The following is a 14,110-nucleotide window of genomic DNA, read 5'->3' as shown; positions in this document are numbered from 1 at the left end:
ACGCGCGGCGGCTTCAGGCCGCCACCAGCGCCTCATAACGCCGCAATTCCCAGTCACTGTCGCCCAGCAGCGACGCCAGCAGCATGACCCGCTTAAACGCCTGCCCGACCATCAGTTCCTCGGTCGTGCCGATGCCACCATGCAACTGCACCGCATCCTCGCCTAGCGCCATCGCGCTGGCGCTGATATAAGCCTTGGCGCCGGTGATCGCCGCAGCGCGCGCGGCATCCTCCCGCCGGGTTCCCGCCGCCCGATAGAGCTGCGACCGGCTCAATTCCATGCGGGCATAATTGTCCGCCATCCGGTGTTGAATCGCCTGAAACGCGCCGATCGGCTGGCTGAACTGCTTGCGTGTCTTGATATAATCGAGCGTGGCGTCGAACATCATCGCCATCAACCCCACCAGCTCGGCGCAGATCGCCAATCGAACATCCAGCAGCACTTCGTCCAGCGCCTCCAGCCCGCCGGCCATCCATTCCCCCGAAACATTGGTCAGCACCAGATCGCTCGCGCTCGACCCGTCGGTCATGCGATAATGGCGCAGGACCAGGCCCGGCGCATCGGCTTTCACAAGGAAAAAGCCAAGCATACCCGCCTCGTCGACCGCGGACACCACGAAAACATCGGCGACGCTGGCCCCCAGCACCATCTGCTTGGCGCCGTTCAGCCGCGAATCCTTCGAGCGGGTGGAAATGCTGGCCTGATTGAACCGCGCCTGATGTTCCCCATGCGCCAGGCTCGCCATCGACTCGCCAGTGGCCAGGCGTGACAGCCAGGTGCGCTTCTGCTCATCCGTCCCCGCCTTGTCGATCACGCCGCCCGCCATCAGGATGACTGGCAATAGCGGCTCCACCGCCACGGCACGGCCCATCGCTTCCATCACAGTGATCAGTTCGACGCTGCCACCGCCAAAACCACCAAACTCCTCGGCAAAGGGAAAGGCGAGCAGCCCGGTATCCGCCAGCGCCGCCCAGCCCTGCGGGCAAAATCCATGCGTCTGCCGGACATAGGTCAGCCGCTTGGCCGGATCGTAGCGATCCCCCGCAAACTTCTCGACAAGGTTGCGCAGCAGAGCCTGTTCCTCGCTGAGATCGAAATTCACGCCGCCCCTCGCTTTCGCTATCGTGGCGCCACGCCTCCCTCGGCTGCGGCATCCTTATATCCAAGCTATTGGATAGTCCCCGCCGCGCCCAAGCCAGCCTGCATTTTCCGATAGTTTGCCGCATCATGACATCCCGGACCTGCCACTATTCATAGGTTTTGTTTCGCTTGATCCCCATCGGCTAGGGGCGTAGCTTTCGGGCATGGAGAGATTAAGCGACATGCCCGTCGCTTGTTCGAACGACGGCGGAATACCGACGCAGATCGGCACCGACGCAAGTTCCAACAGGCATGTTCCCACCGCGATTGCGACGCCGGGCGATATATTGCCCGCCGCACAGGCTTTGCGCGACATTGCCATGGATCTCGGCCATTTCCGCGTCGCCGCCTGCGCCAATATCGCGTCCAAAATGCCGATGTGCGACGCAGACGGCAATGTTCTGGCCCATTCCGTATTCGGCTGGCCTTCGTCAAAGGAGCAATGGTGGAAGAAACCGCTGCTTGCGCTCAGTTCCCCCCTGCCCTTCGCCTGTCGCTATGAAAGCGATCCCTTCTGGGTCAACGCCCATGGCATCCACACCCGCGCCCATAACCCGTTGCTCGGCCAGATCGACCTGTCGCATTTCAGCGAGCAGGTGAACGCCAGCGCCGTCATCGTCGTGCCGATTCACCTGCCTTTCGGCCAGATCGGCGCGGTCAGCTTCTCGCCCCTGGACGATGCACGCGAAGACCTGTCGCGCGAGTTCGATCTTTATGCAGACCAACTGGAATATCACAGCCGTCGCTTCGTCGGCGGCTATTCGCGCGTGACCAGCCAGCGGCCCTGGATTCCCACCAACTGCCGACTGTCGAAGCGTGAAGTGGAATGCCTGCGCTGGGCGGCGGTCGGCAAGACCGACGTGGAAATCGCGATGATCCTAGCGCGCAGTTGCGCCACCGTCCGCTTCCATATCCACAATGCCGCCACCAAATTGGAAGCGGTCAATCGCAGCCAGACAGTCTTCAAGGCGACGCAGCTCGGTTATCTGGGCAGCGTCGCCACAGTGACCACACCGACCAATCACGACATGATGGACGCCGCCATCGCCAACTGAGCAGCGCGGCGACAGCAACGGAAAAAAGGCCCGCCCGGCATCGCTGCGGCGGGCCTTTTCTTGTCCATCGGGACAACCTCTGCCGATAACCTATGCTTTCTTACAGCAGCATTTGCCCGCCCGCATTTCCATAGTCGTCACAGACAAGCAGAATAGGGAGCGGAACCATCACCGACATCGCCAGCCTCGATAGCGTTGCCGTAGCAGACGGCATTTTCGCCGCGCAGCCGCAGCCGCATCTGATTGGCGGACGCGATCGGGAAAGCGGCCGCATCGTCTTTCCCTGTCCCGTAGGCGATCTTCGGTTCGAGCCGTTCGACTTGCCGCCGCGCGGCCGCGTCTGGTCCTGGACCATCCAGCGCTTTCGCCCCAAAACCCCGCCCTATATCGGCCCGGAAGCGTTCGAGCCGTTCGCAATCGGCTATGTCGAACTGCCCGGCGCGGTAATCGTCGAGACGCGAATCGTCGGCGTCGATTTCGCATCCATTCGCATAGGCATGGAGATGGAAACCGTCATCATTCCCTTCGCCACCGACGCTTCGGGTCGCACCGTCGTCACCTATGCCTTTGCCCCGGTTCAGGATGAGGTGCAGCATGGCTGATGTGTTCATCGTCGGTGTCGGCATTCATCCGTTCGGGCGCACCGATGGCCTGTCGGGCCTCCAGCAGGGCGCCTATGCTGCGCGGGCGGCGATGGCAGACGCCGGGGTCGCCTGGAACGATATCCAGTTCGGCTTCGGCGGCTCCGACGCATCGGGCAGCGCCGACACGATCGTCAATGAGTTGGGCCTGACCGGCCTGCCCTTCATCAACGTCAAGAATGGTTGCGCGACCGGCGGGTCGGCGATGATCGGGGCGTGGCAGGGCATCGCGTCCGGTCAATATGACATCGGCATCGCGCTGGGTTTTGACAAGCATCCGCGCGGCGCGTTCAATGCGATGCCCGCGGACTATAGCCTGCCCGACTGGTATGGATCGGTCGGGCTGATGGTCACCACCCAGTTTTTCGCGATGAAGCTGCAACGCTATATGGCCCACCATGGCATCACCAGCCGGTCGCTGGGTCGGGTGTCGGAAAAGGCGTTCAACAACGCGGTTCATGCCGACCATGCCTGGCGCCGCGCGCCGGTCGATATCGACACGATCCTGAACGCCCAGATGATTAACGATCCGCTGACCAAATATATGTTCTGTTCGCCCGCCGAAGGCGGCGTTGCGCTGATCCTGGCGAGCGAGAAGAAGGCCCGCGAACTGGGTCGCGCCGACGTCCGCGTGAAGGCGGCGGCGATCCGCACCCGCCCGCCCGGATCGTTCGAAGTGTTTGCTCCGGGCCTGGACATAGACCGCGGCGGCGCGCCGACATTGCTCGCGTCTGCCGCCGCGTATGAAATGGCGGGCGTCGGTCCGGAAGACATCGACGTCGCGCAGTTGCAGGATACCGAATCGGGCGCGGAAATCATGCATATGGCCGAAAACGGGTTTTGCGCCGACGGCGCGCAGGAAGAATGGCTGGCGGAGGGCTGGACGCAGATCGACGGCAAGCTGCCGGTGAATACCGACGGCGGCTGCCTGGCCTGCGGCGAGCCGATCGGCGCATCCGGCCTGCGGCAGGTCTATGAAAATGTCATCCAGTTGCGCGGGCATGGCGGCGGTCGCCAGGTGCCGGGCAATCCCAAAACCGCCTACACCCATGTTTACGGCGCGCCCGGTATTTCCGGCGTGACCATCCTCCAGCGCTGACGGCTTATGGACCTGCATTTCACCCCCGAAGACGAAGCCTTCCGCGCCGAAGTACGCGCTTTCCTGGACGGCCACCTGCCCGACCATCTGCGCGCGGGGATGCAGGCCACGCCCACGGTCTTCGTCGAACCCGACATCGGCCGCGAATGGCAGGCGATCCTGCACGCCAAGGGCTGGCTCGCCTACAACTGGCCGGCCGATTGCGGCGGCACCGGCTGGACCATGACCCAGCGCTACATCTTCGAAAAAGAATGCGCCCTCGCCGACGCGCCCAGCCTGCCGGTGCTCAGTCTCAAGCTACTCGGCCCGGTCATCTGTCACTTCGGCACGGCGGAGCAAAAAGCGACCATCCTGCCCCGCATCCTGGATGGCAGTGATTACTGGTGCCAGGGTTTCTCCGAACCTGGCGCAGGATCGGACCTCGCCAGCCTGAAAAGCAAGGCGGAGCGCAAGGACGATCATTATCTGGTCAACGGCCGCAAGCTGTGGACCACCCATGCCCAGCACGCGACCCATATCTTCTGCCTGCTGCGCACCGATCCGGCCGCCAAGCCGCAGGCGGGCATCAGCTTCATCCTGATCGACATGGACCAGCCCGGTGTGGAGGTTCGCCCGATCATCGGCCTGGCCGGCGACCATGAGGTCAACGAAGTCTATCTGGACGATGTCGTCGCACCGCTCGACAATCTGGTGGGGGACGAAGGCAGCGGCTGGACGATCGCCAAATTCCTGCTGGAGAACGAACGCGGCGGCGCCTGCCATGCCCCCAAATTGCTGTCCGACCTCCAGAAGTTGCGCAAGGCCGCGGGCCAGGAGCCGGACGGTCAGGGGGGATGCATGGCCGATGATCGCGCCTTCATGACCGCTATCGGCCGCACCGAACTAGAGGCGCAGGCGCTCGAAATGACCGAATTGCGCATTCTGGCCGAAATGGCCAAGGGCCTGCCGCCCGGCCCGCAAACCTCGCTATGCAAAATGGTCGCCTCCACCTTGCGCCAGCAGGTCGATGGCCTCGCGGTGCGGCTCTATGGCTATGCCGGCCTGGCACTGGAGGAGCATCGGCCGCTTTACGGCAATGGTGCGCCAGAACCCTTGCGGGACAAGGCGGCGCAGGTCGCCTCGCCCCGCTATCTCAACAGCCGCGCCTGGACCATCTTTGGCGGGACGAACGAGATTCAGCGCACTATCATCGCCAAAACGGTGCTGGGTCTGTGACCGGCGACATTATCTTGGGAGACGGACGACATGCAGCTTAGCCGCGAAGCCCTGTTACAGGCCTATCGCCAGATGAAGACGATCCGCATGTTCGAGGATCGGCTGCATGACGAAATCGCGCTGGGCGAAATCGCCGGCTTCACCCACCTCTACGCGGGGCAGGAAGCCTGCGCCGTGGGGGTGTGCGAACATCTCGACGCACAGGATTTCATCATCTCCACCCATCGGGGCCATGGTCATTGCATCGCCAAGGGATGCGACGTGGTCGACATGATGAAGGAAATCTATGGTTCCAGCGAAGGGCTGTGCAAGGGCAAGAGCGGCTCCATGCATATCGCTGACGTGACCAAGGGGATGCTGGGCGCCAACGGCATCGTCGGCGCGGGCGCGCCGATCGCGGTCGGCGCGGGCATCACCGCCAAAGGCACGGGCAATGTCTCGATCGCCTTTTCTGGCGACGGCGCCTGCAACCAGGGCACGACGTTCGAGGCGATGAACATGGCGGTGGTGCTGAAACTGCCGGTCATCTTCGTGTTCGAGAACAACCATTATTCCGAACATACCGGCGAATCCTATGCCGTCGGCGCGGAAAGCATGACGACCCGCGCCGCCGCCTTCGGCATGAAGGCGATCAAGGCCAATGGCATCGATTTCTTTTCCGTCTACGAAGCGATGCGAGAACTGATCGACTATTGCAAAGCGGGCAACGGCCCGGCCTCCATCGAGCTGGATTGCGAACGTTTCTTCGGCCATTTCGAGGGCGACCCGCAGCGTTATCGCGGCAAGGGCGAACTGGATCGCATTCGCGAAGAGCGTGATTGCCTCAAGGTTTTTCGTACCAAGGTGACGGAGGCCAAGCTGCTGGAAGGCGCTGCGCTCGACGCACTGGACGCAGAAGTGACCGCCCTCATCGACCGCGCGGTCGCCGAATCGAAAGCCGCGGCGCGCCCCACGGCCGACCACGTCCTTGAAGACGTCTATATCAGCTACTGACGCGAAAGATTTTTCCATCATGGCAATGAAAATGATCCGCGACGTCATTCGCGACACGATCGACGAGGAAATGGCGCGCGACGACAGCGTCATCATGCTGGGCGAGGATATCGTCGGCGGCATGGGGTCGCCCGGCGGCCCGGAAGCCATCGGCGGCATCTGGGGTACATCGGGCGGGCTTTGGGCCAAATATGGCTCCGACCGGGTGATCGACACCCCGATTTCGGAAAGCGCGATCATCGGCGCGGCGGCGGGCGCTTCGCTGACTGGCAAGCGCGCTATCGCCGAAATCATGTTCGCCGACTTCATCGGCGTCTGCATGGACCAGATCTGGAACCAAGTCGCCAAATTCCGCTATATGTTCGGTGGCAAGACCAAATGTCCGATCGTGATCCGCATGCCCTATGGCGGCGGCTATAATGCCGCGCCCCAGCATAGTCAGTCGATCCACGCGATGGTCACGGCCATGCCGGGCCTTAAGGTCGTGATGCCCTCGACCGCCGCCGATACCAAAGGTCTGCTGGCCCAGGCGATCCGCGACGATGATCCGGTCATCTTCCTGGAACATAAATTCCTCTATGGCGTGAAGGGCGAAGTGCCCGACGGCGATTATCTGATCCCGTTCGGCCATGCGCGACAAGTGACGCAGGGCGACGACGTCACCATCCTCGCCACCGGCATGATGGTCGGCTATGCCGAACAAGCGGCGGCAGAGTTGGCGCAGGACGGCATCGGCTGCGACCTGCTCGATTTGCGCACCACCAGCCCACTGGACGAAGAAGCGATATTGGACAGCGTCGAGCGCACCGGTCGCCTGGTGATCGTCGATGAATCGCCGCCGCGGTGCAGCTTCGCGACCGATCTGTCCGCCCTCGTCGCGAACAAGGCCTTTTCCAGCCTGCGCGCGCCGATTGAAATGATCACCGGCGCGCACAGCCCAGTGCCCTTCGCCCGTGAACTAGAATCCGCCTACCTCCCCTCGCCCGAAAAGATCGTGGCGGCGGCGGTCAAGGCCATGTCCTACAGGCGGGGATAAGCGGTCATGGCCAATCTGCGCGCATTCGCCATGCCCAAATGGGGCATCGAAATGACCGAGGGTGTCGTCGCCGAATGGATGGTCGCCGAAGGGCAGCCGTTCAAGAAGGGCGACACGCTGGCGCTCATCGAAACCGACAAGATCACCAATGAGGTCGAGGCCGAAGCCGACGGCATGTTCCCTCGACTGCTGGCGGAAAAGGGTGGCACCTATCAGGTTGGAGACCTAATCGCCGTATTAACCGGTGCCGACGACCAACCGTCCGCGGAAGAGGTTGAGGCGTTCGTCGCCGGGTTCCAGCCCGCCGACGCCCGCCCCACGTCAAAGGCGGCCACGCCATCGTCGCCGCCCCCCCCCTCGCCCGGTTACGGGCAACCCGCTGTCACGCCAGAGGCCAAGGCCGTTGCGATCCCGGCCGACGCCCATATCAGCCCCGCTGCCCGTGCCTTCGCGCAAGCGGAGGGCGTGGAGATTGCCGGCATCGTGGGTTCAGGTTCCAATGGCCGCATCACCCTTCAGGACGTGCAGCAGGCCAGCATGCCGTCGGTCGCGGTGGGTGGTGGTACAGTGATCGACACAACCCCGGTCGGTAATGCGCTGGGCGACGTTTATGCCAGTCCGCTGGCAAAGCGGCTCGCGGTCCAGCATAAGGTCGATCTTTCCACTCTCCACGGCACCGGGCCAAAGGGGCGCATCTGCAAGGCGGACGTGCTGTCACAGGTGCAACCGGCCGCACCACTGACACTTGCCCCGGCAGAAGCGGCCACTCCGATGGCCTTCGCCCGGCCTGCTGCCGGTACAGCGGAAGTCGTCAAAATGACGCCGATGCGCAAGGCCATCGCCAAGGCGCTCAGCCACAGCAAGTCGACCATCCCGCATTTCTATCTGCGGTCGAAGATACGGATCGACGCAATCCTCGGCTTGCGCACGCAGGCGAAGGCGGCAACCGGCGAAGCCCCCAGCATCAACGATTATATCGTGCGCGCCTGTGGCTTGGCCCTCGCCCGTCATCCCGACGTCAACGTGCAGGTCCATGGCGACGAGATCCACCGCTTCGGCGGTGCCGACATCGCGGTGGCGGTCGCCACCGACAAAGGGCTGATCACGCCCATCGTCAAGGGCGCCGACACGTTGTCGGTCGCTGCCATATCGCGCGAAGTCAAGGCGCTGGCCGAAAAGGCGCGTACCGGCAAGTTGCAGCCGGACGAGTTCCAGGGTGGCAGTTTTTCGATCAGCAACCTCGGCATGTTCGGCATCGACCAGTTCGACGCGATCATCAATCCGCCGCAAGGCGCGATTTTGGCGGTAGGTGCCGGCACCCGCCAGCCGATCGAAATCGGCAATGCCTTGGGCTTCGCCACGATCGTAGAAATGTCACTCAGTTGCGACCATCGTGCGATCGATGGCGCGGTCGGCGCGGCGTTCATGCGGACGTTGAAAGAACTGATCGAAGACCCGAAACTGCTGACGGCATGAGGACAGGCGGGGGCTGTCCTACACGCCCCCGCCGGTTTATATTGTCGGTCCGACGCACAAATAGGATCGGCAGACCGCAACAAAATTTCAAGATAGACGGGAAATATGCGAAGTTAAGCCCGGTCGTCCAGCCAAGCCCGGCTTGTTCGCACCAGCTCTTTAGCGCGGTCGTTCAAATCGGGGAAGCCGTCGCGCAGCCCCTTCGACCGTTCCTCGATCCCGATCGGCAATCCGTCCGGCAACGTCCCCAGCAACCCGTCAATCGCCAGGCCACCCCGCCCCAAAGCGACACGACCATCGATCGCCTCGACCAAAATAGCGTCGGGATCATTCCGATCCGCGCCCGGCATCGGCGCATCGCATAATTGGGCATAGCCCAGCCACTCCACCGGCACGGCCGCGACATCCGCCAGCGTCCCGCCAGACCGGGTCCAGTGCAGCGCATCGACCAGCAAGCCCATGTTGGGCGCGTCAATCGCCCGCAGGATCGCGCTGGCCTGATCGATGGTCTTGACCGCCGTAAACAGGCCAAACTCCAGATTGACCCTGATGCCGCTACCCCCATGCGCCATCAGCGCGGCCAGTTTGTCGCGCGTCGCGCCCGCATCGGGATCGCTGCTGACGCACAGCACATTGCACGCGCCCAGCTCCAGGCCGATATCAACGATGCGAAAATGAGCCGGGTCGAGGGGGCCGGGCTTGATCCACACCACTTCGACATCCAGCAGCGGCAGTCCGGTGGCCGCCAGGGCCGCCTTCACCTCGCGGGTCGTGGCGGCGGTCCAGTCTGCCGCCTCGACCCACATGCCACCATAGTCGAACCCGGCCTGCGCCGCCGCTTCGACCAGTTGCACCGGGGTCGCCTCCGGCATGATGCCCGCCGACATGGCCAGCGGATGAGTTAAGGGATGCCTGCGGCCCATCGTCAGCTTGTCGCCACCGCCGCCGCGACCGCCGCTTCGATCTCCGCCTTGGACGGATTGCCGCGCAGGCTAAGCCCGCCATTCACCTGCATATTCTCGCCGGTCATGAAAGATTCGTCGCTGGCCAGCCAGACGCAGGCCGCTGCCACATCCTCCCGCGTGCCGTGGCGGCCAAGCGGATAGCCTTTGCGGAAAGCATCCATCAGGCCCGGCACGGCAGCCGCGTCGGCCGTCATCGGCGTTTCGGTGACGCCCGGCGACACGCTGTTGAAACGGATGCCGCGGTCGCCAAACTGGTTGGCGACGCTGCGGATCATATGGTCGGTCCCGGCCTTGGTCGCCATATAGGCGTCATGATCGTGGAACATGATCGTCGCCGTCGCGGAACTGATCTGGATGACCGACCCACCAGTCGCCATGGCCGGGATCAGCGCTTGAAGGAACTGGAACGGCCCGCGCAGTTGCAGCGCATACATCCGGTCGAAATCCTCGTCGGTCGTTTCCAGAAACGGTTTGAGCAGCCCCCATCCGGTGGCGTTGACCGCGACGTCCAGACCGCCGAGCGCCGTCCTGGCGCCCTCGACCATGGCGAATATGCTCGCCCGGTCGGAAAAGTCGCAGGGCAGCGCCACGCCCCCAATATCAGCCGCCAGCGTCTCCAGCACATCCATATTGCGCCCGGCTACTGCGACCCGCGCGCCTTCGTCCGCGAAACGGCGCGCGATCGCCTGTCCCATATTTTCGACGCCCGCGGCACCCACGACCAGTGCGGCCTTGCCCGACAGCCGGCCCATCAGACGAACTCCTCCGGCCGCGGCGTTCGCCGCAGCGCCTGCCCGGCCGTCACGTCGATCCGCTGGCCGGTCACGAACGCCTCGTCACTGGCAAGCCACAGCGCGGTGTTGGCGATATCCTCGACCGTGGGGAAGCGACCGAGCGGCATTTCCTTCAGAAAGGCGTTGGTCACCGCCGGCATGGCGAAATAGGCGTCCGTCATGGCGCTTTTGGTGAAGCCCGGCGCGATGGAATTGACTCGGATGCCACGTTCGCCTAGTTCATTGGCGGCGACCTTCACCAGCACGTCCGCCCCGCCTTTGGACCCCGCATAGGCGCCATGATCGGGTGCCTGCACCAATACGGTGAGCGACGACGCGGTGATGATCGACCCGCCGCCCGTACCATTGGCCGCCGGGGTCATGGCCAACGCCATATGCTTGATGAACAATCCGGTGCCGACAAAATGCACCTCCGCCTGTTGCCGGAACAGGTCTGCACTGGTTTCCAGGATCGCGCCCGATCCACCGATGCCCGCATAGTTGACAGCAATGTCTAGGCGGCCATAGCTATCGACCGCCGCCTTGGCGAGCGCCGCCAATTGCGGCTCGTCGGTGATGTCGCACGCGATGGCGATCGCGCCCAACTCTGCCGCCACCGCCGCGACCGCATCCGCCCGTCGCGCCGCCAGCACCAGTTGCGCGCCCTCCGCCGCAAAGCGCCGCGCGGTTGCCGCGCCCATGCTGCGCGAGTCCGACGCGCCCAATATGACCGCAACCTTGCCGTCCAGTCGTGCCATCATCATCTCCTGATCGGTATCAATAGTTTTCGCTGTCGAGGACGGTGAAGGCGCGAAAGGCAAAGCCCCAGACGCCGTTACGTTTACGATAACGATCGTCGTAGCAGCCCTGCACCCGCATCCGCTTGCCATCGGCCGTGCGCGCCACTTCGCTGGAATAGGACCGCCCCGCGGCGGCATCGCCATTGATGACGACCTCGCCTTGCGAGACTATCATGACCACGAAGGGGAAACCCGCCATCGCCTGTTGCCAGGCCTCCACGATCGCCGCGCGACCCTTGACCGGAACGGGATCGAACAGGCGCCATTCGCCTTCTTCGTCCCAGGTCGACGCCCATAATGCCGCGTCGCGCCGGTTCACGCAGTCCGCATAGCGCGCCAGCACGTCGTTGATCGCCACCCGGTCTTCGAACACCGACATCAGTCCCCGTCTGCCGGTAGCGCGCCATGAAGGCCGCACGCGTCGTTAAGCAGTTCGTGGAAGCGCTGAATTCGCTTTTCTTGTCCGGAAATCGTGCCGCCCTTATAGCCCATCGAATGCAGCCCCTGCTGCTGGCCGACCGCGACAGACATGTCCTGATCCGCCACATAGCCCAGCGTCTTGGCGCCGTAGATCACCACCTCCCGCTCGGCCGGAGCGAAGGGCACGACGCCGACCGGGGTGACGACTTCCTTGCGGCCGTCGACAGGCGGAATCATATACCAGTGATCGAAAATGCATTTTTCGGGATCGGTCGGGTGCGGTTCGGACCGCAGGATCTGGAACCCGTCCGGGCTCATCGTGATGGTCGTGTTGGGCCAGAGCGTGTAATGATAATAGTCGGTCAACATGCTGTCGGTCATCGTGTCGAAATGCCGATAGCCCCGCTCCGGCCCCAGCCGCCGCTTGGCCTGCTGGATCGCCACTCGCGCCTGCGTCGCACGATCGGTGAAGTCGGCGGGGTCCAGCCCCCATTCGCGCAGACTATCCTCGACCAGCGGCTGCATCGCATCGGGATAGTCCAGTCGCTTGGACGGGTGGCACCCCTTTTGTACCATGCGGTTATGGCCGCTGGGGTACATTTCGAAGCTGGTATCGGTATATTCGTCGTCGATGAAGCTCGCCAGTTCCGGGTGGAGCGTGGGCAGGTGATAGCTTTCGTTGAAATTGTCGCGGATGATCTTCCAGTTGCACGGGATTTCGCAACGCACGTCCAGCACCCGCGTCATCGTCTCCATCTGATATCCGGCCAACTGTTCGGGCAGCGGCGCCAGCCATTCCAGCAGCGGCGTGGCGTCCCGGTCCATGTTGAACCACACGAACGGCCCCCATGTGCCCACCGCGATCTCGGTCAGATGCGCCTTGCCGCAGGGATTACCGCCGGGGAAATCCTCCGCATCCTGCGCGAACAGTAAGGTGCCGTCCTTGCCGAACTGCCAGCCATGATAGGAACAGGTGATCCGCTCGCTGCTGCCCATGTCTGACCAGAGCAGCCGATTGCCGCGATGAACGCAGGCGTTGAAAAAGGCTTTGATCGAGCCATCCTCTTGCCGGATCATGATCACGCTGTCACGCATCAGATTATGGGTGATCCAGTCGCCCGGCTCCTCCAGATCGGCCAGCATGCCACCGATATGCCACACTTTGGCAAAGACGTTGCGCCATTCGGCGCGCGCCCAGCGCTGCGAAAAATAGCGTTCCCCAGTAATCGGATCGCCGCGAACCGGAGGATCGAAATCCGCCAGCGTTCGCCCCAGAAAATGTTCTCTTGCCATTGCCTGTCCTCTTCCCAAGCGCTCGTGCATGGCGCGCGGATTTGGCGGCAGTCTAGGCATTGGGGAACGGCCGCGAACCTCGACTTTATATCAGGGTCGCTCATCAGGCACGATCGCCTGTGCAATCACGAGGGTGGACTGGACCGCGAACAGGCCGATCGGTCCGCAGTTCCAGATGGCCACAGTGTAGCCGGCTCGATGTCCGCGTATTCGGCGGCCTGCCAACCGGTGGGGAGGATGCCGAAGAGGACAAGGATCTGATCATCCTCAGTTCCATCCAGGATGAAGATCGGCCCAATGCCGGAAATCGGTGAGTAACGCCCTGGGTTTGTTGACAGGGATCGCCATCAGAGTATCGACAACGCCATAATCGGGTGCTTCCCCGCCTGTCATGATGAAGCCGAGAGGGTGTCCCTGATTGTCACAGTGTGCTAGGTTACTGCCCGACAGGCAGGCACGCACCACTGATCGGCAATCATCAACAAGTGCGGCCAATTGCTCGGCGGGCATCCAGGCACCGGGTCGTTCGTAAAGCTGCGAAGCTTGGAACAGGCGCGTCGATCAGCCTTGGCGCATCATGACCATCGCACCCCGCAAATTGACGCACAGGTCATGATCAATGCAGGTTGCTATTAGCGGAGATATGATCGGCAGGGATGGTGCTGGCTTGTGGCCGGATGCCTGACGATTGTCGATTTCGGAGCGTTCAGGCTCTTCATGTCGCATGATGTTGGCAGGGTTTCACGGCGGATCGTCTGGTTCAGACGGTATTGCCCGGAAGGCGCGACCGGAGGTCGCTTGGTTGTGGATGGGTTTTTGATCGATATATGCGCGAGCTGCAATGCCTGGCGACGCCCTACTCTTCCAGTGCTTGAGCAATAGTACCATCGGCGCAGACTGGTTTCACGGCCGAGTTCGGGATGGGATCGGGTGGGTCACAGACGCTATGGTCACCAAGCAATGAAGCTTGCGCATATATTGGGTTATAATCGATACCGTGCACATGTTCATTTTCACTTGAGAAAATGAACGATCAAACAATTGCTTGTATTTAGATATAATCTGGCTTTGTCTGATAACCATCCGTTCAACAGAAGCACTGATTTTCCAGTGCTGTTGTTGATGGTGGGACTCTCAGGCGCGATCAGAGCAATTAGGACTGGTTAGCTCCATGCGTTACCGCACTTCCACATCCAGCCTATCA

General features: G+C 62.7%; 13 protein-coding genes, 1 rRNA gene and 1 pseudogene. 7 read left to right on the top strand and 8 right to left on the bottom strand.

What is annotated here, in order from left to right; genetic code table 11:
- Positions 1–13: 13 nt before the first annotated feature.
- Positions 14–1,102: an acyl-CoA dehydrogenase family protein gene (locus tag RQH62_RS20145; protein ID WP_311270441.1), complete on the bottom strand. Its 1,089-nt coding sequence runs from the start codon at positions 1,100–1,102 to the stop codon at positions 14–16.
- A gap of 202 nt (positions 1,103–1,304) precedes the next feature.
- On the opposite strand from RQH62_RS20145, the gene RQH62_RS20140 reads away from it, so the two are divergent.
- The 7 genes from RQH62_RS20140 (at position 1,305) to RQH62_RS20110 (ending at position 8,655) form a co-directional block, all read left to right on the top strand.
- Positions 1,305–2,195 carry a helix-turn-helix transcriptional regulator gene (locus tag RQH62_RS20140; protein WP_311270440.1) on the top strand — a complete coding sequence of 297 codons (891 nt, stop codon included), beginning with the start codon at positions 1,305–1,307 and terminating at the stop codon, positions 2,193–2,195.
- A gap of 320 nt (positions 2,196–2,515) precedes the next feature.
- Positions 2,516–2,797, top strand: coding sequence for an OB-fold domain-containing protein (locus RQH62_RS20135; protein WP_311270439.1), 282 nt, complete (start codon positions 2,516–2,518; stop codon positions 2,795–2,797).
- Positions 2,790–3,935 (top strand): thiolase family protein, encoded by a 1,146-nt coding sequence (locus RQH62_RS20130; RefSeq protein WP_311270438.1) that lies wholly within the window; start codon positions 2,790–2,792, stop codon positions 3,933–3,935. Before RQH62_RS20135 ends, RQH62_RS20130 begins: the two co-directional genes overlap by 8 nt.
- A gap of 6 nt (positions 3,936–3,941) precedes the next feature.
- Entirely contained in the window at positions 3,942–5,150 is a 1,209-nt protein-coding gene (locus RQH62_RS20125) for an acyl-CoA dehydrogenase family protein (RefSeq protein WP_311270437.1), read from the top strand.
- A 30-nt stretch (positions 5,151–5,180) separates the two neighbouring features.
- The gene (locus tag RQH62_RS20120; protein ID WP_311270436.1) at positions 5,181–6,143 is read left to right on the top strand and encodes a thiamine pyrophosphate-dependent dehydrogenase E1 component subunit alpha; all 963 of its coding nucleotides are present in this window, start codon (positions 5,181–5,183) and stop codon (positions 6,141–6,143) included.
- A gap of 19 nt (positions 6,144–6,162) precedes the next feature.
- On the top strand, positions 6,163–7,179 hold the full coding sequence (locus RQH62_RS20115) for an alpha-ketoacid dehydrogenase subunit beta (RefSeq protein ID WP_311270435.1): 1,017 nt from the start codon (positions 6,163–6,165) through the stop codon (positions 7,177–7,179).
- 6 nt (positions 7,180–7,185) lie between these two features.
- Positions 7,186–8,655 (top strand): dihydrolipoamide acetyltransferase family protein, encoded by a 1,470-nt coding sequence (locus RQH62_RS20110; RefSeq protein WP_311270434.1) that lies wholly within the window; start codon positions 7,186–7,188, stop codon positions 8,653–8,655.
- 113 nt (positions 8,656–8,768) lie between these two features.
- Here RQH62_RS20110 and RQH62_RS20105 read toward each other — a convergent pair whose 3' ends face one another.
- From RQH62_RS20105 to rrf, 7 genes and pseudogenes are all read right to left on the bottom strand, one after another.
- Entirely contained in the window at positions 8,769–9,542 is a 774-nt protein-coding gene (locus tag RQH62_RS20105) for a TIM barrel protein (protein ID WP_311270433.1), read from the bottom strand.
- A gap of 38 nt (positions 9,543–9,580) precedes the next feature.
- Positions 9,581–10,372 (bottom strand): SDR family oxidoreductase, encoded by a 792-nt coding sequence (locus RQH62_RS20100; RefSeq protein WP_311270432.1) that lies wholly within the window; start codon positions 10,370–10,372, stop codon positions 9,581–9,583.
- Entirely contained in the window at positions 10,372–11,151 is a 780-nt protein-coding gene (locus tag RQH62_RS20095) for an SDR family oxidoreductase (protein ID WP_311270431.1), read from the bottom strand. The genes RQH62_RS20100 and RQH62_RS20095 overlap by 1 nt, the downstream gene beginning before the upstream one ends.
- Positions 11,152–11,170: 19 nt before the next feature.
- Positions 11,171–11,572 (bottom strand): nuclear transport factor 2 family protein, encoded by a 402-nt coding sequence (locus RQH62_RS20090; protein ID WP_311270430.1) that lies wholly within the window; start codon positions 11,570–11,572, stop codon positions 11,171–11,173.
- Positions 11,572–12,906 carry an aromatic ring-hydroxylating dioxygenase subunit alpha gene (locus RQH62_RS20085; protein WP_311270429.1) on the bottom strand — a complete coding sequence of 445 codons (1,335 nt, stop codon included), beginning with the start codon at positions 12,904–12,906 and terminating at the stop codon, positions 11,572–11,574. Before RQH62_RS20085 ends, RQH62_RS20090 begins: the two co-directional genes overlap by 1 nt.
- Before the next feature lie 123 nt (positions 12,907–13,029).
- Positions 13,030–13,217: pseudogene (locus RQH62_RS24975) on the bottom strand (glutathione-dependent formaldehyde dehydrogenase); the annotation flags it as partial.
- A 532-nt stretch (positions 13,218–13,749) separates the two neighbouring features.
- Positions 13,750–13,864, bottom strand: a 5S ribosomal RNA gene (rrf, locus tag RQH62_RS20080).
- Between the last annotated feature and the right edge of the window lie 246 nt (positions 13,865–14,110).

It is taken from the genome of Sphingobium sp. WCS2017Hpa-17 (genome assembly GCF_031843765.1).
Classification (GTDB): Bacteria; Pseudomonadota; Alphaproteobacteria; order Sphingomonadales; family Sphingomonadaceae; genus Sphingobium.
This window is presented reverse-complemented; position numbering and strand designations above follow the sequence as displayed.